This window comes from Mycolicibacterium moriokaense (assembly GCF_010726085.1).
GTDB lineage: Bacteria > Actinomycetota > Actinomycetes > Mycobacteriales > Mycobacteriaceae > Mycobacterium > Mycobacterium moriokaense.
This window is the reverse complement of sequence record NZ_AP022560.1, coordinates 3,896,924-3,919,534: the sequence shown is the minus strand read 5'-3', so window position 1 is coordinate 3,919,534 and position 22,611 is coordinate 3,896,924. Positions and strand designations below refer to the sequence as shown.

The following is a 22,611-nucleotide window of genomic DNA, read 5'->3' as shown; positions in this document are numbered from 1 at the left end:
AACCGGCTACACCACTGGAGAGGAATCATGGCCTACTACAACAACGCTGAAGAAATCTACAAGTACCTCGGCGGCGTCTTCCACGCCGCCAACGACACCGAAGTGGGGCCGAAACTCAAGGCCGCCGAGATCGATCTGCAGGTGTACTACACCGATCCGGATGCAGCGATGACGGTGCGGTTGCGGGAACCGACCATCGAGGTTGTGCCGGGAGGCGATAACAGCGACGCCGACGTGAAGCTCTATATGCCGGCCGACATCGGCGACAAGTTCTGGCGGGGCGAGTACAACCTCGGCGTCGGACTGGCCAAGGGACAAGTCAAGGCAAAGGGACCCGTCAACAAGATCCTCAAGCTGGTGCCACTCACCAAGCCGTTATTCCCCGTTTACCGCGAGCTCGTCGCCGAGAAGGATGCGTCCGTCTGAGACGGCGCGAACAACAGGAGCCTGCCTTGACCGATGCCGCAACCAGCGTCTCCGCAGCGGACCCTAGCGCCACCAACCGCACCGTACGGGCGGCGATTTTGCGCCAGGAGGGCGGGCCGCTGTCGCTCGAGGACGTCGAGCTCTCCGCGCTGGCCGACGACGAAGTGCTGGTACGGATTGCCGGCGTCGGCATCTGCCATACCGACATCTCGGCTTCCGAAGGACTGATACCCCTGCCGCTCCCTGCGGTGTTGGGCCATGAAGGCGCAGGCGTCGTGGAGGCCGTCGGCGCGGGGGTCAGCACCCTGGCCCCCGGCGATCACGTCGTGTTGAGTTTCGGCTTCTGCGGCGAGTGCGACACCTGCACAAACAACACTCCGGCCTACTGCGACCTGTTCGGGCCGCTGAACTACTTCGGCGAGCGGCTGGACGGCACCGTCACCATGCACTCCGGCGACGAGGACATCCACGGCAACTGGTTCGGCCAGTCCTCTTTCGCGAGCCTGGCGATCGCCAGCGCGCGCAACGCCGTCAAGGTGCCGAACGACCTGCCGTTGCATCTACTGGGGCCGCTCGGGTGCGGTCTGCAGACCGGCGCCGGCGCGGTGATGAATGTGCTGCGCCCGAGCGCGGGGCAGAGTCTGGCGGTGTTCGGGATGGGCGCGGTCGGGCAGGCTGCGATCATGGCGGGCAAGGCGCTGGGCTGCGACCCGATCATCGCGATTGATCTCAACACGGCGCGGCTGCAGACCGCTCACGTGTTGGGAGCCAGTCACTTGATCAACCCGACGCAGACCACCGACCTGGTGTGGGACGTGATGCATCTGGCGCCGACGGGTGTCGACCACTCACTTGACGCGGTCGGCTCGAATTCGGTTATCCGCCAGGCGTTGGAGATTCTGCGCTCGCCGGGGCATTGCGTCACCGTGGGGTTTGCGGGGATGCAGCACGACATCACGATCGACCAGGGACATCTGCTTCTCGGCCGGCGGCTCTCGGGCGTGATCGAAGGCGATGCTGATCCGCGAACCTTCATTCCCGCATTGATCCAGCTCTACCGAGACGGCAGGTTCCCCTTCGACCAGCTGATTGCGACGTTCCCGTTCAGCCAGATCAACGACGCGATCGCCGCCTCCCGGCGGGGCGACGTCATCAAGCCCGTCGTCGTCTTCGACTGACGGAGTCGGCCCTGCAAATCATGCCTCCGCACGGGGCCCGAGTTGCTACCGTCACCGTGTCTGGACGCGCGATCTGGGGGCGCAGTGGCTCAAGAGGTGTCTGACGGAGCTGCCGAAGTTGCGGCCTCGGTTGACGAAGCCGAGTTGGCCGAGCGTATCGGTGTGCGCGCCGTCACCGTCATCGCCGACCTGCACGACGCCAACGACAAGGACCTCGAGCAGCTGACGATCGAGGCGGCCCTCAGCAACGTGCAGACGGTGATGCGGGGCTTCGGGGCCTTGGAGTCGCCGTCGGAGGCCCAGGTTCCCAAGGTGACGTTGAACTGGGTCTCCGTCTTGGCGCAGCGAGGCATTACCGTCGCCGCGATACCGCGCTGCTATGTGATCGGGCTGGGCATATGCGACGCGGTGCTGCGCGATGCGATTTACCGTCGACAGGCGCCCGAAGAGGTCAAATGGCAGCTCGCCAGTTCGGCCTCGCAGTACCTGTTCGGATACTGCGAGAAGGCCTCCGGTGAACTGGTCGACCATTATCAGCGTGAACGCGAACTATGGGTGCGGGGCGCGGACTCGGTGCGGGCGGAACTCGTGCTCGCGATTCTGTCGGGACGGCCCGTCGACCTGCACGCCACCAGCGCGGCACTGGGATACAACCTCGACCGGCCCCACATCGCCATGATCGTGTGGAGCGATCCGCGCAGCCCGGACAACCCGCCGCTGCAGGCGTTGAAACGTGCCGCCGCCGAGATCGCCCACCGGTTGGGGGGCATCGAGCTGCTGGTCGTTCCCGCCGGCGAAGCGATGGTGTGGGCCTGGACGAGTGGGCCCGCCATCGGCGCACACCCGCCCCCGCACATCGACATCGACGCCCCGCTGATGGCGGCGGTCGGCGGCCTATGTCATGGGTTGGAGGGCTTCGTTGAATCTCATCGCCAAGCACGCGACGGTCGTCGCACGAGCCGGGTGTTCTCCCAGCGTGCGGGCACCGTCGCCCACCACCGCGACGTGGCGCTGGCAGCACTGATGACCCACGACCTTTCGGCGGCTCGACAATTCGCCAAAGAAGAACTCGGCGAACTCAGCTCAGACACCGAACGCAGCCGAAGGCTGCGGGAGACGCTCCTGGTGTTCTTCGAGGAGAACATGAGCTGGGTCAGGACCGCAGAGCGTTTGGGCGTGCACCAGAACACCGTGATGTATCGGGTCCAGCAGGCCAAGGAAATACTCGGATGCTCGTTCGACGGACGTCGCCTCGAGCTGGAGGTGGCGTTGCGGCTCGCCAACGCCGGTGCCAACCTCAGTCCGGGTGGACTGGCCAGTGCCGGGCAACCCGATTGGCCCGTTCCGCAAGACGGCCTGTGATGAGCTTCCAGTGCCCGGCCCAAGATTTGGAAGCCGCTTACATGTCGAAGTGACCGCCGTCTACTTACCGTCGATCACGTGAGCACTGCCACCATCGATATCGCAGGCGACGTCAGACTCTGGCCGACCCGCGCCCGCAATCTCCGAGTGGTGCCGATTCGCGCCCGGGATGAGGAGGAATGGCACGTCGTCGGTGAACCGTTGCGCGACAACGAGTTGCGCGACCGGATCGTCGCGGTGCTCCATGAGGCCGCCACACTACCGGGTCTCGGCGACGTGGCAGCGGTCGGCGACGGCCGCGACTTCACCCGCATCCAGTCGGCTCTCGGCTCGGCCCACGATCGGTTGGCCGCGCTGGCCTCGGGAGCCGAGATCCCGGCGGCACGGCTCATCGGGCTGCTCACCGAGATCGGGCAGCTGCGGGTTCAGGTCGGTCAGACACAAATCAAGCAACGCAATGACCGCTACGGCGCCGTACGCAACGCCCTGTCCCGGTTGCACAGCATCGACTCGATCGAGCAGATGCTCGAGCGGGCGCCGGCGGAACTGTGCCGCTGCGGGTTTGACCGCGTCATCATCTCGCGGGTCGAGGAATCGACGTGGTGGGTCGAAAGCGTCCACGTCACCGCCGACCCCGAATGGGCCGCCGAAATCGCCCGCGCCGGACGCGAACACCCGATGCACATCGACCACACGCTCGTCGAAAGTGAGATCCTGCGCCGCCGCGCCCCAGTTCTTGTTCGCGACGCCCAGCGCGACCCCCGCACCAACGCCGTCATCGGGCAGGCGTCCCTGTCTCGGTCCTACGTGGCCGCACCGATCATGCCCAACGGCCGCATCATCGGCCTGCTGCACGCGGACTGCTACAACAGCCGCCGCCACGTCGACGAAGAGGACCTGGCCACGCTCTGGATGTTCGCCGAGGGTTTCGGTTACGCATACCAGCGCACCGCACTCAGCGAGCGATTACGCCTTGCGCGCAACGAGATTCAGCGCATGGCACGGGACATCGCCACAGCTGCCGACGATCTGTGCACCTCCAGGGCGATACTGGGTCGCCCACAGCGACATCTAGACGAAAGACACGCGCCGGTGGCCGCCTCCCTGGCCGCCTGCACCAGCATCGAATCGCGATTGTCACCCCGCGAAATCGAGGTCGTGTCGCTGATGGCCGAAGGCAAGAGCAACCGCGAAATCGCCACCTGCCTGGTGATTTCCGAGGGAACGGTCAAGACGCACGTCAAACACATTCTGCGCAAGCTCAAGGCATCGAATCGAGCCGAAGCGGTGTTTCGCTACGTGCGGATCACCGCAGTACACGGAGCACCACCGACGACACCGCAACGCTAGAAGCGTTGCTCACCAACGGATCTCGCGATCGACTACGCAACCGACCAGTCGCAGTCCGTCAGCTCGGCGGACAACTCCCACAACCGGCGGGCCGTCACGCGATCGACCGCCTTGGGACGCAACTTCGTCACCTTCGGTGGGCCCAGCTGATTGAAGCGCGGAGCAATATACGTCCCGCTGGGCAGCTCGGTCGATACCGCCTGCAGGCTGGCGCGCGCACCCTGCGCGGGGGTGTGCAGCAGGCGCCGTATCCGACGGTGCTCACCCATGCCCATCGACCTGGCGATGTCGGTGTCGGTCGCGCCGGGATCGGACGCGTAGGCGCGGATGCCGCGGGCGGCGAGTTCGTTGACGAACAGCAGGTTGGCCAGTTTGGATTCGCCGTACGCGCTCCACTTCGAGTACCTGCGGGTATGCCAGTTGAGGTCCTCGAGGTGCAGCGTGGTCAACAGGTACGTCGCACTCGCGACGGACACGACGCGGTCCTTGATCCGGTCGCCGAGCAGGCAGGTCAACGCGAAATGCCCGAGGTGGTTCGTGCCCATGTGGGCCTCGAAACCGTCCGCGGTGCGGGTCAACGGCAAGCCCATCACACCGGCGTTGTTCACCAGCACGTCAACGGATTCCACCGAATCGGCGAACGCCCGAACACTGGCTAGGTCGGCCAGATCGAGCGCGGCCACGTCGACGTCACCGCCTATCTCGGTGGCGGCGGCGCGGCCCTTGCCGACATCGCGGCAGGCGATCAGCACGCTGTGTCCGTCGGCGGCCAATGCTGCCGCCGTCGCTTTACCCACGCCGCTGTTGCCTCCGGTCACGATCACTCGCATGGCTGTTGATTATGCGGTGCGGAATACCGGAGGCCGCGCGCGACTTGGATGAACAATGACCGAGATATCCGATTTCAAGGCGTTCAACGAAGGCATCGTCGAGGAGTTCCGCGCCAACAACGGCAAGGTCGGCGGCCCGTTCGAGGGCGCAGCGCTGCTGATATTGCACACCACGGGCGCGAAGTCCGGCCAGCTCAGGCTCTCGCCGCTGGCCTACTTCGAGATCGAGGGAAAGATCTATATCGTCGGCTCGTACGCCGGCGCCGACAAGGATCCGGCGTGGGTGCACAACCTGCGGGCCAACCCGAATGCGCACATCGAGTTGGGGACGACCGAGTACGACGTCGTCGCCCGGGAAGTGCCGGGTGCGGAGCGCGACGAGCTTTATCCGAAGGTGGTGGAGCACGCGCCGGTGTTCGCCGAGTATCAGGCCAAGACCAGCCGGATCATCCCGATTTTCGAGCTGCAGCGCGCGTGATTTCGGCGTGCTAAGTCACGCTGAGCGAGACCCAGCACGCCGAAACCGCCAATTAGAGCCGCTCGATGATCGTGGCGTTGGCCATGCCGCCGCCCTCGCACATCGTCTGCAGCCCGTAACGTCCGCCGCGCTGTTCCAACGCGTTGACGAGCGTCGTCATCAGGCGTGCACCGGAGGCGCCCAGCGGGTGGCCGATCGCGATCGCACCGCCGTTGACGTTCGTCTTCGACAGATCCGCGCCGACGTCGTGCGCCCATGCCATCACCACCGGCGCGAACGCCTCGTTCACCTCGAACAGGTCGATGTCGGCGAGCGTGAGTCCCGCTCTCTGCAAAACCTTTTCGGTCGCCGGGATAACACCGGTCAACATGTACAGCGGATCGGATCCCACGACCGTCGTCGTGTGAATACGGGCCAGCGGGCGCAGGCCCAGCCGCTTGGCGACCTCGCTCGTGGTGATCAACACCGCCGCGCTGCCGTCCGACAGCGGCGACGAGTTACCCGGCGTGATCTCCCATTGGATCTGGGGGAAACGCGCCTCGTAGGCGGGGTTGTAGAACGCGGGCTTCAGACCCGCCAGCGTCTCCACTGTCGTTCCGGGACGAATGATCTCGTCAGTGGTGAGCCCCGCGATCGGAATCAGCTCATTGTCGAAGCGGCCCTCTTTGGTTGCCTGCGCTGCCTTTTCGTGGCTGCCCGCGGAGAACTCGTCGAGCTGCTGACGCGAGAAACCCCATTTCGCCGCGATCAGTTCGGCGCTGATGCCCTGCGGCACCAGCCCTTCGGGATACCGCTGCGCCATGGCGCCGAACGGGTCGCTGCCGGGCAGCACGCTCGAACCCATCGGCACCCGCGACATCGACTCGACACCGCCCGCGACGACGATGTCGTACGCGCCGGCGAGCACGCCCTGAGCCGCGAAGCTGATCGCCTGCTGGCTGCTGCCGCACTGGCGGTCGACGGTGGTGCCGGGTACGGATTCGGGGAAGCCCGCCGCCAGTAGCGCGTTGCGCCCGATGTTGACGGCCTGATCGCCCACCTGGGTGACGGCGCCGGTGATGACGTCGTCGATCTGCGCCGGGTCGATACCCGTGCGGTTCACCAGTTCCTTGAGGCTGTGAGCCAAGAGGTCGACGGGCAGCACGTCATGCAGTGCGCCGCTGGCCTTGCCCTTCCCGATCGGTGTGCGTACCGCCTCGACGATGACCGCATCGCGGCCCGCATATCCAGCCATTTCAGCCTCCTGAACTCACCACTGAGTAATGCTTCCTATACCCAGCTATATCACCTGGGTATACTTAGAACAACTCAGAGGGAGGGGACATTCCGTGACGATGCTGCAGGGCCGGCTGGCCGACCGCGACGCCTGGTCCGCGGTCGGGCAGTGCCCAGTGGAGAAGACGATGGCCCTGCTAGGGACCAAATCGGCCATGCTGATCATGCGCGAGGCCTACTACGGCACCACCCGCTTCGACGACTTCTGGCGCCGCGTCGGTGTGACCAAGGCCGCAGCCGCCGCCCGGCTCGCCGAGTTGGTGGAGGCGGGCCTGCTCGAACGGCGGCCCTATCGGGAGCCGGGCCAGCGCAGCCGGGACGAATACGTGCTGACCGAGGCGGGCATCGACTTCATGCCCGTGGTCTTCTCGATGTTCGAGTGGGGTCGACGCCACCTGACCGACCACCTGCCGCTACGGCTGGCGCACGCCGGCTGTGGTGCCGAAGCCACCGTCGAGATCCACTGCGAGAAGGGCCATCGCGTGCCCGCCGACGAGCTGATTCTCCGGGCGGTGCGAAGCTAGCGCTCCTCGGCGAGGTAGGCCTTCACGAGCGTCTTCGGCGCCCGCGCCAGCCAGGCCTCGGTGACCAGCTCGGTGAGTTCGGCACGAGAGATCTCGGCCAGCCGGACGAGCACGATCGGGTAGCCGTCGAAGTGCGTTGTGGTCGCGATGTGGTGAAGTACACATCAGGGGAGTCGGCGATAAGCGCAAACTTCACCCCCTCGTCCGGAACGTGCGCCGCGAGGACGTCGCCGTCGGGTGCCTGATCGCCCAGCGCGGCATAGTCGGCCGTGCGCAAAGGCCGCTCCCAGACCATGAGTTTCTTGCCCACGCGCCATGACCTCGGTTCCGTCTCGGAGGCCTCAGGTAGCTTGACGGCGATGCGCTCGACGTCCGTCCAGGTGGCCACGGACTCGATTGTGCGCCATGCATACCCGGCCACCGTGTGATGGGATCGTGCGATGGGCATCAAGGTGGCGCTGGAGCACCGCACCAGCTACACATTCGATCGACTGGTGCAGGTGCATCCGCATGTCGTTCGGCTTCGCCCTGCCCCGCACTGTCGGACCCCGATCGAGGCCTACTCGTTCGCCGTCGAGCCCGCCGACCACTTCATCAACTGGCAGCAGGACGCCTTCGGCAACTTCCTCGCCCGGCTGGTTTTCCCGAACCGGGCACGTAGCCTGACGATCACCGTCGGCCTGATCGCCGACATGAAGGTGATCAACCCGTTCGACTTCTTCATCGAGGAGTACGCGGAGAAGTTCGGCTTCGCCTACCCCAAGTCCCTCGCCGAAGACCTCAAGCCCTACCTGCGCCCGGTGGACGAGCACGGGGAGGGCAGCGGACCCGGCGACCTCGTCAAGGCCTGGGTCGCGAACTTCTTTGTTCCGCCCGGGACCCGTACCATCGACTTCCTCGTCGCGCTCAACCGCGCGATCAACGCCGACGTGGGCTACAGCCTGCGGATGGAACCCGGCGTGCAGGCGCCCGACTACACCCTGCGCACCGGGATCGGCTCGTGCCGCGACTCGGCCTGGTTGCTGGTGTCGATCCTGCGCCAGCTGGGGCTCGCGGCCCGCTTCGTGTCCGGCTACCTCGTCCAGCTCACCTCCGACGTCGAGGCGCTCGACGGACCGTCGGGGCCGCCCGCCGACTTCACCGACCTGCACGCATGGACCGAGGTGTACATCCCCGGCGCTGGCTGGATCGGCCTCGATCCGACGTCGGGCCTGTTCGCCGGTGAGGGCCACATCCCGCTGTCGGCGACACCGCATCCGGAGTCCGCGGCGCCCATCACCGGCGCCACCGAGCCGTGTGAGACGACGCTGGACTTCACCAACACCGTCACGCGGATCCACGAGGACCCCCGGGTCACGCTGCCCTACACCGAGTCGGCCTGGGAGGCCATCTGTGATCTGGGCGCCCGCATCGACGAGCGGCTGGCCGCAGGCGATGTGCGCCTGACGCTGGGCGGTGAGCCCACGTTCGTCTCGATCGACAACCAGGTCGACCCCGAGTGGACCACCGACGCCGACGGGCCGCACAAACGCCAACTAGCATCCGCGCTCGCCGCCCGCCTGAAGAAGGTGTGGGCGCCGCAGGGGCTGATACATCGCAACCAGGGCAAGTGGTATCCGGGAGAACCGTTGCCGCGCTGGCAGATCGGACTGTACTGGCGCACCGACGGTGGTCCGCTGTGGCGCGACGACAAGTTGTTGGCCGACCCGTGGCCGTCGACGCCGGAACGAATCGACGTCGCGCCCGACGCCGGGCTTGAGTTCCTCGGCGCCCTCGCCGACGACCTCGGGCTGCCCGCCTCTCAGGTTCGGCCCGCGTACGAGGACGCGTTGAGCCACCTGGCCGCCGCGACGCGGCTGCCGGAGGGCGAACCCGTCAGCGCCGCAGACGATCTCGAGACCGACACCCCCGATGCCCGCGCAGCCCTGATGGCGCGGTTGGACGAATCCGTCACCGAACCCGCCGCGTATGTGCTGCCGTTGCACCGCACCGAAGACGGATCAGGATGGGCGAGTGCCAACTGGCGGCTGCGGCGCGGCCGGATCGTGCTCCTGGAGGGCGACTCACCGGCCGGGTTGCGGCTGCCGCTGAAATCGATCAGCTGGCACCCGCCGAAGCCGACGCCCGGGGCGGATCCCTTGGCGCAGCAAGGGCCGCTGCCCGACGAACCCGGCGCCGATGATGCGGTCGTCGTGGAGGCCGACGCCGTGCCGACCACCGCGGTCGTGGCCGAGATCCGCGACGGGCTGCTCTACATCTATCTGCCGCCGACCGAGGACGTCGAGCACTTCGTCGACCTGATTCACCGGGTGGAGGCCGCGGCGGCCAAGATCGCGTGCCCGGTCGTCCTCGAAGGCTATGGACCGCCGCCGGATCCGCGGATCACGTCGATGACCGTCACCCCGGACCCGGGGGTCATCGAGGTCAACGTCGCACCCGCCGCCAGCTTCGCCGAGCAGCGCAAGCAGCTGGAAACCCTCTACAGCGAGGCCAGGCTCGCCCGGCTGTCGACCGAATCCTTCGACGTCGACGGCACCCACGGCGGCACCGGCGGTGGTAACCACATCACCCTCGGCGGCAGCACCCCGGCGGATTCGCCACTGCTGCGCCGTCCCGACCTGCTGGTGTCGATGCTGACCTACTGGCAGCGCCACCCGGCGCTGTCCTACCTATTCGCGGGGCGGTTCGTCGGCACGACGTCGCAGGCGCCCCGGGTCGACGAGGGCCGCGCGGAGGCGCTGTACGAGCTCGAGATCGCGTTCGCGGAGATCGCGCGGCTGTCGGCGGGCGAGGGCGGGCCGCGGCCGTGGATCGTCGACCGGGCGCTGCGGCACCTGCTGACCGACATCACCGGAAACACCCACCGGGCCGAGTTCTGTATCGACAAGCTGTACAGCCCCGATGGTCCCCGCGGCCGGCTGGGTCTGCTGGAGCTGCGCGGGTTCGAGATGCCGCCGCACTACCAGATGGCGATGGTGCAGTCGCTGCTCGTGCGGTCGCTGGTCGCGTGGTTCTGGGATGAGCCGCTGCGCGCACCGCTCATCCGCCACGGCGCGAACTTGCACGGTCGATATCTGTTGCCGCACTTCCTGATTCACGATATCGCCGACGTCGCCGCTGATCTGCGAGCGCACGGCATCGACTTCGAGACCAGCTGGCTGGACCCGTTCACCGAGTTCCGCTTCCCGCGCATCGGGACGGCGGTGTTCGACGGTGTCGAGATCGAGCTCCGCGGGGCCATCGAACCGTGGAATGTGTTGGGGGAGGAGTCGACCGCGGGCGGGACGGCACGTTACGTCGACTCGTCGGTCGAGCGCATCCAGGTCCGGCTCATCGGCGCCGACCGCCAGCGCTACATCGTGACCGCCAACGGCTACCCCGTGCCCCTGCTGGCCACCGACAACCCCGACGTCCAGGTGGGCGGGGTCAGGTACCGGGCGTGGCAGCCCCCGAGCGCACTTCATCCGACCATCACCGTCGACGGCCCGCTGCGCTTCGAGCTGGTCGACATCGCCGCGGGGGTGTCGCGTGGCGGCTGTACCTACCACATCTCACACCCCGGTGGCCGGTCCTACGACACTCCGCCCGTCAACGCCGTCGAGGCAGAATCGCGACGCGGCCGCCGTTTCGAGACGACCGGCTTCACCCCCGGCAGGGTGGACATGGCCGACATCCGCGAGAAGCAGGCGCGCCAATCCACTGACGTGGGCGCGCCGGGGATATTGGACCTGCGCCGGGTGCGTACCGTTCTGCAGTGATGGTCCTACCCGCAGCGAGTCCACACGACATCGACAACCTGCTCTCCCGGTATCGCACCGCGCGAGCCCAGCAGGCGCTGTTCGACGTCCGCGGCGGGGCGGGCACCGGCTACGACGAATTCGTCGACGCCGCAGGCAATATCCGCCCGGCCTGGCAGGAGCTGGCCGAATGCGTAGGCGAGCGTGGGCGCACCGGCCTGGACCACCTGCGCTCGACGGTGCGCAGCCTGGTCGACAACGACGGCATCACCTACGTCCAGGTCGACCGCCACGGGGACGCCGTCACAAACGGCAGCGGGGCAGCCGAACCCGGCCCGTGGCACCTCGACGCGCTGCCGCTGGTGATCTCCTCGTCCGACTGGGACATCCTGGAAGCCGGTCTGCTGCAACGTTCTCGGATCCTCGACGCGGTCCTCACCGACCTCTACGGCCCACGGATGTCGGTCACCAGCGGTGTGCTGCCGGCGCCGTTGCTCTTCGCGCATCCCGGCTACATCCGGGCGGCGCGCGGTATCGAACTGCCCGGCAGGCACCAGCTTTTCATGCACGGCTGCGACATCAGCCGCACGCGCGACGGCAGCTTCCAGGTCAACGCCGACTGGACGCAGGCACCGTCGGGGGCCGGCTATGCGCTCGCCGATCGCCGGGTCATCGCACACGCGATTCCGGACCTGTACGAACGCATCGGGCCTCGGCCGGCCTCGCCCTGGGCGCAGGCGCTGCGCCTCGCGTTGATCGACGCCGCACCCGAGTCCGCGGAGGAGCCGGTGGTCGTGGTGCTCAGCCCCGGCATCCACTCCGAGACGGCCTTCGACCAGGCCTACATCGCCAGCGTGCTGGGCTTCCCGCTGGTGGAGAGTGCCGACCTGGTGGTCCGCGACGGCAAGCTGTGGATGCGCTCGATGGGCACACTCAAGCGCGTCGACGTGGTGCTGCGCCGGGTGGACGCGGACTACGCGGATCCGCTTGACCTGCGGGCGGATTCGCGCCTCGGTGTCGTCGGACTCGTCGAGGTGCTCCGGCGCGGTGCCGTGACGGTGGTCAACACGCTGGGCAGCGGCATCCTGGAAAGCCCTGGGGTGCTTCGCTTTCTGCCCGAACTCGCCGAGCGGCTGCTCGGGGAGACGCCGCTGCTGCGTACCGCGCCGATGTACTGGGGTGGCATCAACACCGAACGCTCGCATATGTTGAGCAACCTGTCGACGCTGCTGATCCGATCGGTCACGGGCGGCGACACCATCGTCGGCCCCGCGCTGACCTCGACACAGCGCAAGGAACTCGGCGTCCGGATCGAGGCGACACCGTGGCAGTGGGTGGGCCAGGAGCTGCCGGAGTTCTCGTCGGCGCCCAGCGACTACTACCCGGGCGGACTGTCGGCGGCCAACGTGGGCATGCGGTTGTTCACGGTGTCGCAGCGCAGCGGGTACGCGCCGATGGTCGGTGGACTGGGATACCTCGTCGCGGCTGGAAACGCCGGGTTCAGACTGAATAGCGTTGCCGCGAAGGATATCTGGGTGCGCACGCCCACGCGGGTGACCGCCGAGCGCATCCCCACCGCGCCGCCGATGGAGCTGCCCGCCATCACGCCGAGCCCCACCGGTGCGGTCAGCTCGCCGCGCGTGCTGTCGGATCTGTTCTGGATGGGCCGCTACTCCGAGCGTGCGGAGAGCATGGCCAGGCTGCTCACCGTGACCCGCGAGCGCTACCACGAATTCCGCTACCGCAGGGAGTTGGCGGGCAGCGAATGCGTGCCGGTGCTGCTCGCCGCGCTCGGTTCGATCACCGGGACCGGGTTGGGCGACGGTGACTACGACGACCTGGTGGCGACCGCGCCGACCACGCTGTGGTCGCTGACCGCCGACCGGAACCGGTCGGGTTCGCTCGCGCAGTCGGTCGAGCGTCTCAGCCTCAACGCCCGCGCGGTGCGCGACCAGATGTCCAACGACACCTGGATGGTGCTCGCGGCGGTCGAGCGCGCACTGCTGCACCCCGAGGAGAACGAGCCACCGTCGTCCAAGACCGAGGGCGACGCCTACCTGGCGGCGACAAGCAACCTGACGCTCGCGGGCATGCTCGCGCTGTCGGGGGTGGCGGCCGAATCCATGGTCCACGACGTCGGCTGGACGATGATGGACATCGGCAAACGCATCGAACGTGGGTTGGGGTTGACAGCGTTGCTGCGTGCGAACCTTACCACGGTCCGCAGCCCCGGCGCCGAGCAAACCATCACGGAGTCCACGCTGGTGGTGTGCGAATCGTCGGTCATCTACCGACGACGCAATCCCGGCACCGTTAGTGTTGCTGCCGTGGCCGACCTGGTTCTGTTCGACGCGGACAACCCACGGTCGCTGGCCTACCAGCTCGAGCGGCTCCGCACCGGGCTCAAGGCGCTGCCGGGATCGTCGGGTTCATCACGCCCCGAACGGCTCGTCGACGAGATCATCACCCGGCTGCGCCGCATCGAGCCCGCCGATCTCGAAGAGGCCACGCCGGACGGCCACCGTGCGGAGCTCGCCGCATTGCTCGACGATGTGCACGCCGAGATGCGCGAGCTGTCCGTGGTCATCACCGCGACGCACCTGTCGCTGCCGGGCGGCATGCAGCCGCTGTGGGGACCCGACGAGCGCCGGGTGATGCCGTGACGGCGTTCCCCGACGGGCCGACACCCTCGATCTCGAGCCGGTGCTATCAGGTGGCGCACCGCACGGTCTACCACTACTCGGACGTCGTGACCAGCAGTTACGGGCGCGGCTTCCTCACCCCGCGCGATTCCGCGCGCCAGCGCTGTCTGTCGCACGAATTGATCATCGAACCGGAGGCCGCCGACAGCTCGACCAGCCGCGATGTCTACGGGAACATCAGCTCGTATTTCCATGTCACCGAGCGGCACCGCACCCTGGCGATCACGAGCCGGTCGGTGGTCGAAGTCGATCCGCCGCCCCCGGACCTGTACGAGGGCGGGTCGGCGCGCGCGCCGTGGGAGATCGCCAGGCCAGTCGGCACCGACGGTGCCCTGGCGACAGAATTCACCCTGGATCTGCGGCCGCCCGAGATCACCGACGAGGTCCGCGAGTACGCCGCACCGAGTTTCGTTCCGGAGCGCCCACTGATCGAGGTGCTGCGCGACCTGTCATCGCGGATCTTCAACGACTTCACCTATCGGTCCGGTTCCACAACGGTGTCCACTCAGGTGAGCGAGGTTTTGGCGGCGCGAGAGGGGGTATGTCAAGACTTCGCGCGGCTGGCGATCGCCTGCCTGCGTGCCAATGGATTGGCTGCCAGCTACGTGTCCGGGTACCTGGCGACCGACCCACCTCCAGGAAAGGAACGCATGGTGGGCATCGACGCCACACACGCGTGGGCATCGGTATGGACGCCGCAGAATCAGTGGCTTGGTTTCGATCCCACCAACGACCAGATGGTCGACGAGCGCTATATCACCGTGGGATTCGGCCGCGACTACGCCGACGTGCCCCCGTTGCGCGGCATCATCTACACCGACTCCGAGAGCAGTGTCATCGACGTCTCCGTGGATGTGGCGCCGTATGAGGGTGGCGTTCTGAATGCGTGACTTCACCTGTCCCAACTGCGGCCAGCGGTTGGCGTTCGAGAACTCGCTGTGCCTGTCGTGCGGAAGTTCGTTGGGCTTCTCGCTGGAGGACATGGCGCTGCTGGTGATCGCCCCCGACGACGAGAGCGACCATGCGGGTGCGGTGCCATCCAGCGACTACCAGCTGTGCGCGAATCTGTATACCGCCCAGTGCAATTGGCTGGTCGAACGTGCCGCGACCCGGAGGCTGTGCACGTCGTGTGCGCTGACGCGGACGCGGCCCAACGACGCCGACACCAAGGCCATGGCGGCCTTCGCCGATGCGGAGAAGGCCAAGCGTCGCCTCATCGCCCAGTTGCACGAGATGAAGCTGCCGATAGTCGGACGTGATGAGGACCCGCAGTTCGGCCTCGCATTCGACCTGCTGTCCAGCGAGACCGAAAAGGTGTTCACCGGTCACGAGAACGGCGTGATCACACTCGATCTCGCCGAGGGCGACGACGTGCACCGCGAGCAACTGCGGGTGTCGATGGAGGAGCCCTATCGCACGCTGCTCGGCCATTTCAGGCACGAGATCGGGCATTACTACTACTACCGGCTCGTCGACCCGTCAGAGAACTACAAGGCTCAGTTCCGCGAGCTGTACGGCGACCCTGATGCCGACTATCAGGCCGCGCTGGACCGGCACTACAACGAGGGCCCGCCGAAGGAATGGCAGAAGGACTACGTATCCTCCTATGCCACCATGCATCCGGCCGAAGACTGGGCCGAGACCTTCGCCCACTACCTGCACATCCGCGACACCTTGGACACCGCCGCGGCGTTCGGGCTGGCGCCGGCCAGCGCCACCTTCGAGCGGCGGGTGTTGGGCCCCAGCGGATTCGACACGACCATCGATATCTGGCTGCCCCTCACCTGGGCGCTGAACATGATCAACCGGTCGATGGGCAAGGAAGACCTCTACCCGTTCGTGCTGCCTGCGAAGGTGCTGGACAAGATGCGCCTCGTGCACACGATCATCGACGAGATCGTCTCGGATCCCGCCAAATCCCGGTAGGCGCTAGCCGGCGTCGAGCTCGGGCGCCCACGGCGTGCCGTTGATGTGCCCGCCGCCGTCGACGAACAACGTGTTCCCGGTCAGGTACCGCGAGCCCTCGCCCGCCAGGAACACGGCCACGGGTGCGATGTCGTCGTACGGATCGCCCATGCGCCCCATCGGATTCGCGGCGTCGGCCATCGCCTCCAACTCGGGGTAGTCGCCGATGGCGCGAAAGAACGCCCGACTCTTGGCGGCCGGGCAGATCGCGTTGACCGTGACGCCCGTCGGCGCCCACTCGCGTGCCGCGGTACGGGTGAGCGCACGCAGCGCTTCCTTGGCGGCGTTGTACTCAAGCGTGCCCATATGGGCGTTGACGCCGTTGAGGCTGCACATGTTGATGACGCGGCCCCAGCCGTTGTCCTTCATGTGCGGGAAGGCGGCCCGCATCGCCCAGTACGGACCGTAGTAGCCGACGGCGATGCCCTGTGCCAGTTGTTCATCGGTCTTCGCCTCGACCCGGCCGATCGCCCCGCCGCCCCATGCGTTGTTCACGACGATGTCGATCGACCCGTACGTCGACACCGCGGTCTGCACCGCCGACTCGACCTGTTCGCGGTCCGACACGTCCACGCGGACGAACGTGCCACCGATCGCGTCGGCGACGGTTTCTCCTGCCGCCGTGTCGATCTCGGCAACCACCACCCGTGCACCCTCGTCGGCGAAACGCCGCGCGATGCCCTCGCCGATGCCGGCCCCCGCCCCGGTCACCAGTGCCACCTTGCCGTCCAGCTGACCACTCATGCGCCGGCCACTCCCGACGCCAGCAGGGCGCGCGCCTCGGCCTTGCCGTCCAGCGTTCGCGTCTTACGCTCCACGATCTGCCAGCGGTCGTCGATGTACTTCAGCCGGAAGTGGTTGGCGCCCGCCCGGGCGACGACGAAGCCGTCGCCGCGGTGCAGCAGGAGGATCGATTCGCACACCGCCACGGCGTCCGATCCATCCACGGTCACCACGGCCGGGCCGAGAAAATGGCTGGCGCCCCGGCTGATCAAGCCCTGATGGGCGTCGGAGCGCACCATCGCGGCCACGTCGTCGCGGCTGCGCATGGGCCAGCCCTCGACGTCGTAGCTGCCGTCTGTCGCCCAGAGCTGTGCGGCGGCGTCTGCCTCGCCCGCATCGACGAGGGGACCGTAGGACGCGATGATCCGCTCGATCGCGCGTTCGGCCTCGATGCGTTCCAGGCGGCGTTCCAGCTCGGCCAGTCGCTCGTCGGTCATCGGAAGTCCTTTCGGCTAGCGGGATCCCATCAACTTCTCCATGAACTTGTGGGTGCCGAGCACCACCTTGGCGCGGTCGGGGTCGTTGCGCCGGGCGACGTCGTCGCCGTTGCCGCCCGCGATGTGCACGGGACCGTGGGGCAGGTGTTCGAGGCCTTCGCGTGCGACGTCCGCTGGCTGGGCGACCCGCATGCCCGGCACGTCGAAGTTCAGGCCGACGCGCTCCATCGCGGGTGTGCGGGTCACGCCGAGCACCAGTTCGAGCACGTCGACGTCGTAGTCGCGCAACTCGAGCCACAGGCTTTCGGCGAAGATGCGTCCGAAGGCCTTGACGCCGCCGTACACCGTGTGGCGCATCGAGCCGAGGTAGCCGGCCATCGAGCCGACCATCAGGATGCCGCCGCGTCGGCGCTCCCGCATCGGGCGGCCGAAGTGCTGCACCAGCGTCAGCATGGTGTTGATGTTCAGGTCGATCACCCGGCCGAACTCGCTGAGCCCACCGTCGAGGAAATGCTCGCTGCAGGTGTTGGCGCCTGCGTTGTAGATCAACAGGCCCACCTCGATGTCGGAGGTGGCGTCGGCGATCTGGTCCACGGCGTCGGTGGACACCAGATCCACTGCGAGAGTGCGTACTTCGGCACCGAGCGCGCGACACGAATCCGCCGTCTCGGCCAGTGGTCCCGGCTTGCGGGCGATCAGCACGAGATTGACGCCGGCGTCGGCCAACTGCCGCGCGAACTCCGCGCCGACGCCCTCCGAGCCGCCGGCCACCACGGCCCACGGCCCATATTTCGATAGGTCTGTCACCGTCTCATCCTCGCTCAGACATTCGTAGGAACACCCGGCCCCGTGGGGACAGGCGGTAGCCGACCTCGAGGCTGATCGTCAGCCCGAGCGACTTGAGCTGTCGAACACGCCTCTTGAACCGTGGCACATCCAGCCCGACGCGCTCGGCCAGATCCGGTGCGCGCACCGCCTCGTTGGCTCCGATCATCGTCAGATACTGCCTCGTCCATGGCTCGGTCGCGGCATCCCATCGGTCCAGGCGCGCGGTGATCGCGGCCACGTCGTCCGCCGACAGGCGATCGTCGGCGGCAAGTTCGAGTCGTTCGTCGGGACCCAGGTAGGACACCGCGATGGCGTACGTGTGCCGCGCGGGTCGGCGGTCCAGATCCTTTTGCGCGGCTGCGGCGTCCGGATAGCCGGCGGCGCGGGCCTGCGCCGCGGTGACCCGATGGTCGCCCGGGTATTCGGTGACGTCGTCGATGCGGATCGTGCCCGCCGAGGTGCGTTGCGTGCCGCCCGCCTTCGCCCTCGGCGCGTCCCAACGCCGAAGCACGAGTGTGATGCTGCCGTTAACGATTCCCTCGGCCGTGTCGCGGTTCAGCAGCACGGTGCTGACCCTACGATCACCCGGTGGCTGACCGCTATGGCTCCGATGTCCTCGCATCCAATCCCCATCGCAAGGCTCCGCGCTCCGTCGAAGTCCCGGCAGAGATCGGGTTGGTCGTCGAGGACGCTGCGACAGGGTTCGTCGGCGCGATCGTCCGCATCGAATACGGCCGGATGGAACTTGAGGACCGCCGCGGCCGCCGGAAGCCGTTCCCTGTCGGCCCCGGCTATCTCGTCGACGGGAAACCGGTCATCCTCACCCCGCCCAAGCGGGCCGCGCCGAAGCCGTCGCGCACCGCGTCCGGATCGGTGGCGGTGCCCGGCGCCCGCGCGAAGGTCGCGTTGCCGAGCCGCATCTACGTCGAGGGCCGTCACGACGCCGAACTCGTCGAACAGGTCTGGGGTGACGACCTGCGCATCGAGGGTGTCGTCGTCGAATACCTCGGCGGCGTCGACGATCTCACCGCGATCGTCGAGGAGTTTCGTCCGGAGCCAGGCCGACGGCTTGGCGTGCTCGTCGACCACCTGGTCGCCGGTTCGAAGGAGGCCCGCATCGCTGAGGAGGTGCGCCGGGGCCCAGGCGGCGCGCACACGCTGGTGGTCGGTCATCCGTTCATCGACATCTGGCAGGCGGTCAAACCCGGCCGGCTGGGGCTGCAGGCCTGGCCCGTCATCCCCAAGGGCATGGACTGGAAGAAGGGCGTGTGCCGCAAGCTGGGGTGGCCGCACACCGAGCAGGCCGACATCGCCAGGGCGTGGCAGCGGATCAGGAGTCGCGTGCGCGACTGGAACGACCTCGAGCCCGCGCTGATCGGACGGGTCGAGGAACTGATCGACTTCGTGACGGCGCCAGCGTCATAGCTCCGTGGTAAAGAGGGTGCGTGGCGGACGGTCTGTTTGACGTCCCCGGCGACGAACTGTCGTCCGGGGTGGCACCCGTCGGCGCGTCGACCCCGCTGGCCGTACGGATGCGGCCCGCCACCCTCGACGAGGTCGTCGGTCAGGACCATTTGCTGCAGCCTGGTGCGCCGATGCGCCGCATGGTCGAGGGCTCCGGCGCGGCGTCGGTCATCCTGTACGGCCCGCCGGGGACCGGCAAGACGACGCTCGCATCGCTGATCTCGCAGGCGACGGGCCGCCGGTTCGAGGCGCTGTCGGCGCTTTCGGCCGGTGTGAAGGAGGTCCGCGCCGTCATCGACGTTGCCCGGCGGGCGGCCGCGCACGGTGAGCAGACCGTCTTGTTCATCGACGAGGTGCACCGGTTCTCCAAGACGCAACAGGACGCCCTGCTGTCCGCCGTCGAGAACCGCGTCGTGCTGCTGGTGGCCGCCACCACCGAGAACCCGTCGTTCTCGGTCGTTGCACCGCTGCTGTCGCGATCGCTGATCCTGCAGTTGCAGCCGCTGGACTCCGATGCCGTGCGCACCGTGGTGCGTCGAGCGATCGACGACGAGCGCGGACTCGGCGGCAAGGTCAAGGTCACCGACGACGCGATCGAACTGCTCGTTCAGCTGTCGGCAGGCGACGCCCGGCGGGCGCTGACGGCGCTCGAGGTCGCGGCCGAAGCGGGGGAGGACGTGACCGTCGGGGTCATCGAGCAGTCGCTGGACAAGGCGGCTGTGCGGTACGACCGCGACGGGGATCAGCACTACGACGTGATCAGCGCGTTCATCAAGTCCGTCCGCGGCTCGGACGTCGACGCTGCGCTGCACTACCTGTCCCGGATGTTGGTGGCGGGCGAGGACCCGCGGTTCATCGCGCGCCGGCTCATGATCCTGGCGAGCGAGGACATCGGCATGGCGGATCCGTCGGCGCTGCAGACCGCTGTCGCCGCGGCGCAGACGGTGCAGTTGATCGGGATGCCGGAGGCGCAACTCACGCTCGCCCATGCCACGGTGCACTTGGCGACGGCGCCGAAGTCGAATGCGGTCACCACCGCGCTGGGGTCCGCGATGGCCGATATCAGGGCGGGTAAGGCGGGGTTGGTGCCCGCGCATCTGCGCGACGGTCACTACTCGGGTGCCGAGAAGCTGGGCAACGCGATCGGCTACAAGTACGCGCACGACGACCCCGATGGTGTTGTGCCCCAGCAATATCCGCCCGACGAGCTGGTCGGCGTCGACTACTACCGCCCGACCACGCACGGTGCGGAGCGCGAGATCGCGACGCGGTTGGACAAGTTGCGTGCAATCATCCGCAGGAAGCGCTGACGCTATCCACGTTCTGCAGGCCGCTACTCGCGTCTTTCCCGCAGCTCATTGACAGCGATGTAGGTCCACCCCTTGACACCCCTCACGAACCTTCCTACCGTTGTAATCAACCAAAGTATTGATCAAATAAAAGGTTGATAATGGGGAGTGGTGACGATGAGGATGCGCGACTCGACCGCGCCTTCCTGGCGCTCGCGGACCCGGTTCGACGCGCCATCGTGGCGCGGTTGTCCAGGGGGTCGGCCACGGTCAACGAGCTGGCTGCCCCGTTCGACATCACCAAACAGGCGGTCTCCAAGCACATTCAGGTGCTCGAGCACGCGGGCCTTGTCACTCGGACCCGCGACGCGCAGCGACGGCCCGTCCATCTCGACGCCGCCGCGCTGGAGAGGCTGACCGCATGGATCGACCGATATCGGCTTGACGCCGAACGCAGTTACCGCCGGCTGGATGCGCTACTGGCCGACATGACCGACACACCGAAGGGAAAACAGAAATGACGAACGCATTGGACCTCAAGGCCCCGGTGGACACCCTGGCCATGGAATTCACCCGGGAATTCGACGCGCCCGTCGAGGCACTGTTCCGCGCACACGCCGAACCGGAGCTGGTGAAGCAGTGGCTGGGCCCGCATGGCCTCGAGATGGACGTCAGCGAGTGGAACTTCAAAAGCCATGGCGGCTACCGCTATACCCACACCAACGAGCGAGGGACGTTCGGTTTCAACGGCACCTTCCACACCGTGCGCGACAACGAGTTCATCCTGCAGACCTTCGAATTCGAGGGCGCACCGGACATGGTGAACCTCGAGTTCATGTGGTTCGACGATCTGGGCAACGGTCGCTCCCGGCTGCGGGGTCGCTCGATCTGTCCCAACACCGAGGCTCGCGACGCGCTGTTGTCGTCCGGGATGGAAGGCGGTATGACCGAGGGCTACGAGAAGCTCGACGTGCTCCTCAAAAGCCTCTAGAAAGGGGCGATCCCGGCCGCAGGGGTCTCAGCCGGGATCGCCATCGGGGGTATGAGGTCAGCGCAGCAGCCCTGAGCGCCTGCGGCCCATCAGGCCGGTGCGCCTGCGTCCCATCAAGGACGCCACCAGGGCGACGCCCAACGCGGCGACGACGACCTGAACCAGCAGTTCCAGCCAGTCCACGCCGTTGGTCGCGGTGGGGATTCCGATCGCCCTCGCGATCGCGGTGCCGATGAACGCGGCCACGATGCCGACGAGGACCGTCAACACCATGCCGATCGGTTGCTTGCCAGGCACTACCAGCCGGCCGAGGACGCCGACCACGATGCCGATGAGGATTGCGGTGATAACGCTGGTGATGGTCACGGTGTCTCCAAGCTCTCGGGTCTGATCACGTTGTGTGATCCGGGACATACCCGCGGCCCAGACCCAATAAACGCACGCGTCAATCAATGCTCGCGCTCGTAGGCTCGGTGACGTGGACACCGCCGTACTCGACATCGACACCGCCCGCCGCCGCATCGTCGACCTGACCGACGCCGTGCGCGCCTTCTGTAGCGGGCACGAGGACGGCCTGTGCAATGTGTTCGTCCCGCACGCCACGGCGGGTGTCGCGATCATCGAAACCGGCGCCGGATCCGACGACGACCTGCTCGACACGCTCGAACGCCTGCTGCCCCGCGACGACCGCTACCGCCACTCCCACGGCTCGCCGGGTCATGGTGCGGATCACGTGATGCCCGCGCTGGTCGCCCCGTCGGTGACGGTGCCTGTCCAGGGCGGAAAACCGCTGTTGGGGACGTGGCAGAGCGTGGTGCTCGTCGATCTGAACCGCGACAATCCACAGCGGAAGGTGCGACTGAGCTTCATTTCCGGGTAACCCGGCACCGGACGGCCCGCCGGTTCGTTGGGCTTTCAGGTGCGACAACCGCGACCGGTACTGTAGTGCGGTCGAATAGTCGCAGGTAATTGCAGACCACTCCCAGTGCGAG

Annotated in this window: 22 protein-coding genes and 1 pseudogene; 15 read left to right on the top strand and 8 right to left on the bottom strand. The window is 67.2% G+C overall.

Features of this window, described 5'->3' with window-relative positions:
• The first annotated feature begins 27 nt into the window (after nucleotides 1–27).
• The 4 genes from G6N43_RS19170 (at nucleotide 28) to G6N43_RS19155 (ending at nucleotide 4,316) form a co-directional block, all read left to right on the top strand.
• Nucleotides 28–426 carry an SCP2 sterol-binding domain-containing protein gene (locus G6N43_RS19170; protein ID WP_083149687.1) on the top strand — a complete coding sequence of 133 codons (399 nt, stop codon included), beginning with the start codon at nucleotides 28–30 and terminating at the stop codon, nucleotides 424–426.
• 26 nt (nucleotides 427–452) lie between these two features.
• Nucleotides 453–1,604, top strand: coding sequence for an NAD(P)-dependent alcohol dehydrogenase (locus tag G6N43_RS19165; protein ID WP_407664804.1), 1,152 nt, complete (start codon nucleotides 453–455; stop codon nucleotides 1,602–1,604).
• A gap of 96 nt (nucleotides 1,605–1,700) precedes the next feature.
• Complete coding sequence (locus G6N43_RS19160; RefSeq protein WP_133056535.1) at nucleotides 1,701–2,966, top strand: PucR family transcriptional regulator; 1,266 nt, start codon at nucleotides 1,701–1,703, stop codon at nucleotides 2,964–2,966.
• Nucleotides 2,967–3,044: 78 nt separating this feature from the next.
• On the top strand, nucleotides 3,045–4,316 hold the full coding sequence (locus G6N43_RS19155; RefSeq protein WP_083149685.1) for a LuxR C-terminal-related transcriptional regulator: 1,272 nt from the start codon (nucleotides 3,045–3,047) through the stop codon (nucleotides 4,314–4,316).
• A gap of 32 nt (nucleotides 4,317–4,348) precedes the next feature.
• On the opposite strand, the gene G6N43_RS19150 is transcribed toward G6N43_RS19155, so the two are convergent.
• Nucleotides 4,349–5,146 carry an SDR family NAD(P)-dependent oxidoreductase gene (locus G6N43_RS19150; RefSeq protein ID WP_083149684.1) on the bottom strand — a complete coding sequence of 266 codons (798 nt, stop codon included), beginning with the start codon at nucleotides 5,144–5,146 and terminating at the stop codon, nucleotides 4,349–4,351.
• 55 nt (nucleotides 5,147–5,201) lie between these two features.
• On the opposite strand from G6N43_RS19150, the gene G6N43_RS19145 reads away from it, so the two are divergent.
• Nucleotides 5,202–5,624, top strand: a complete 423-nt coding sequence (locus G6N43_RS19145) for a nitroreductase family deazaflavin-dependent oxidoreductase (RefSeq protein ID WP_083149683.1) — start codon at nucleotides 5,202–5,204, stop codon at nucleotides 5,622–5,624.
• Nucleotides 5,625–5,676: 52 nt separating this feature from the next.
• On the opposite strand, the gene G6N43_RS19140 is transcribed toward G6N43_RS19145, so the two are convergent.
• Nucleotides 5,677–6,858 (bottom strand): thiolase family protein, encoded by a 1,182-nt coding sequence (locus G6N43_RS19140; protein WP_163658153.1) that lies wholly within the window; start codon nucleotides 6,856–6,858, stop codon nucleotides 5,677–5,679.
• 94 nt (nucleotides 6,859–6,952) lie between these two features.
• On the opposite strand from G6N43_RS19140, the gene G6N43_RS19135 reads away from it, so the two are divergent.
• Nucleotides 6,953–7,423, top strand: coding sequence for a winged helix-turn-helix transcriptional regulator (locus tag G6N43_RS19135; RefSeq protein ID WP_083149681.1), 471 nt, complete (start codon nucleotides 6,953–6,955; stop codon nucleotides 7,421–7,423).
• On the opposite strand, the pseudogene G6N43_RS19130 reads toward G6N43_RS19135, so the two are convergent.
• Nucleotides 7,420–7,811: pseudogene (locus G6N43_RS19130) on the bottom strand (MmcQ/YjbR family DNA-binding protein). The gene G6N43_RS19135 and the pseudogene G6N43_RS19130 overlap by 4 nt on opposite strands.
• Before the next feature lie 52 nt (nucleotides 7,812–7,863).
• Between G6N43_RS19130 and G6N43_RS19125 the strand changes: the two are divergent.
• Genes G6N43_RS19125 through G6N43_RS19110 form a run of 4 tightly spaced genes read left to right on the top strand, consistent with a single transcriptional unit; the run spans nucleotide 7,864 to nucleotide 15,788 of the window.
• Nucleotides 7,864–11,181, top strand: a complete 3,318-nt coding sequence (locus G6N43_RS19125) for a transglutaminase family protein (RefSeq protein ID WP_083149680.1) — start codon at nucleotides 7,864–7,866, stop codon at nucleotides 11,179–11,181.
• On the top strand, nucleotides 11,181–13,823 hold the full coding sequence (locus tag G6N43_RS19120) for a circularly permuted type 2 ATP-grasp protein (RefSeq protein WP_083149679.1): 2,643 nt from the start codon (nucleotides 11,181–11,183) through the stop codon (nucleotides 13,821–13,823). Before G6N43_RS19125 ends, G6N43_RS19120 begins: the two co-directional genes overlap by 1 nt.
• Nucleotides 13,820–14,752, top strand: a complete 933-nt coding sequence (locus G6N43_RS19115) for a transglutaminase family protein (protein ID WP_083149776.1) — start codon at nucleotides 13,820–13,822, stop codon at nucleotides 14,750–14,752. The genes G6N43_RS19120 and G6N43_RS19115 overlap by 4 nt, the downstream gene beginning before the upstream one ends.
• Nucleotides 14,745–15,788, top strand: coding sequence for a zinc-binding metallopeptidase family protein (locus G6N43_RS19110; RefSeq protein ID WP_083149678.1), 1,044 nt, complete (start codon nucleotides 14,745–14,747; stop codon nucleotides 15,786–15,788). Before G6N43_RS19115 ends, G6N43_RS19110 begins: the two co-directional genes overlap by 8 nt.
• 3 nt (nucleotides 15,789–15,791) lie before the next feature.
• Here G6N43_RS19110 and G6N43_RS19105 read toward each other — a convergent pair whose 3' ends face one another.
• The 4 genes from G6N43_RS19105 to G6N43_RS19090 are packed head-to-tail and all read right to left on the bottom strand — an operon-like array spanning nucleotide 15,792 to nucleotide 18,440.
• Nucleotides 15,792–16,571: an SDR family NAD(P)-dependent oxidoreductase gene (locus G6N43_RS19105; RefSeq protein WP_083149677.1), complete on the bottom strand. Its 780-nt coding sequence runs from the start codon at nucleotides 16,569–16,571 to the stop codon at nucleotides 15,792–15,794.
• Nucleotides 16,568–17,047 carry a nuclear transport factor 2 family protein gene (locus G6N43_RS19100; protein WP_083149676.1) on the bottom strand — a complete coding sequence of 160 codons (480 nt, stop codon included), beginning with the start codon at nucleotides 17,045–17,047 and terminating at the stop codon, nucleotides 16,568–16,570. Before G6N43_RS19100 ends, G6N43_RS19105 begins: the two co-directional genes overlap by 4 nt.
• Nucleotides 17,048–17,062: 15 nt before the next feature.
• Complete coding sequence (locus G6N43_RS19095; RefSeq protein ID WP_083149675.1) at nucleotides 17,063–17,854, bottom strand: SDR family NAD(P)-dependent oxidoreductase; 792 nt, start codon at nucleotides 17,852–17,854, stop codon at nucleotides 17,063–17,065.
• A gap of 4 nt (nucleotides 17,855–17,858) precedes the next feature.
• A complete protein-coding gene (locus G6N43_RS19090) occupies nucleotides 17,859–18,440 on the bottom strand; it encodes a hypothetical protein (protein WP_083149674.1) in 582 nt (193 codons plus the stop codon).
• Nucleotides 18,441–18,463: 23 nt separating this feature from the next.
• Between G6N43_RS19090 and G6N43_RS19085 the strand changes: the two genes are divergently transcribed.
• From G6N43_RS19085 to G6N43_RS19070, 4 genes are all read left to right on the top strand, one after another.
• Nucleotides 18,464–19,300: a DUF3097 domain-containing protein gene (locus G6N43_RS19085; protein ID WP_083149673.1), complete on the top strand. Its 837-nt coding sequence runs from the start codon at nucleotides 18,464–18,466 to the stop codon at nucleotides 19,298–19,300.
• A gap of 20 nt (nucleotides 19,301–19,320) precedes the next feature.
• Nucleotides 19,321–20,649: a replication-associated recombination protein A gene (locus G6N43_RS19080; RefSeq protein ID WP_083149672.1), complete on the top strand. Its 1,329-nt coding sequence runs from the start codon at nucleotides 19,321–19,323 to the stop codon at nucleotides 20,647–20,649.
• A gap of 140 nt (nucleotides 20,650–20,789) precedes the next feature.
• Complete coding sequence (locus tag G6N43_RS19075) at nucleotides 20,790–21,149, top strand: ArsR/SmtB family transcription factor (protein WP_179967892.1); 360 nt, start codon at nucleotides 20,790–20,792, stop codon at nucleotides 21,147–21,149.
• Nucleotides 21,146–21,619: an SRPBCC family protein gene (locus G6N43_RS19070; RefSeq protein WP_083149670.1), complete on the top strand. Its 474-nt coding sequence runs from the start codon at nucleotides 21,146–21,148 to the stop codon at nucleotides 21,617–21,619. The genes G6N43_RS19075 and G6N43_RS19070 overlap by 4 nt, the downstream gene beginning before the upstream one ends.
• 57 nt (nucleotides 21,620–21,676) lie before the next feature.
• Here G6N43_RS19070 and G6N43_RS19065 read toward each other — a convergent pair whose 3' ends face one another.
• The gene (locus G6N43_RS19065; protein ID WP_083149775.1) at nucleotides 21,677–21,985 is read right to left on the bottom strand and encodes a GlsB/YeaQ/YmgE family stress response membrane protein; all 309 of its coding nucleotides are present in this window, start codon (nucleotides 21,983–21,985) and stop codon (nucleotides 21,677–21,679) included.
• A gap of 112 nt (nucleotides 21,986–22,097) precedes the next feature.
• On the opposite strand from G6N43_RS19065, the gene G6N43_RS19060 reads away from it, so the two are divergent.
• Complete coding sequence (locus G6N43_RS19060) at nucleotides 22,098–22,499, top strand: secondary thiamine-phosphate synthase enzyme YjbQ (protein ID WP_083149669.1); 402 nt, start codon at nucleotides 22,098–22,100, stop codon at nucleotides 22,497–22,499.
• Nucleotides 22,500–22,611: the final 112 nt, after the last annotated feature.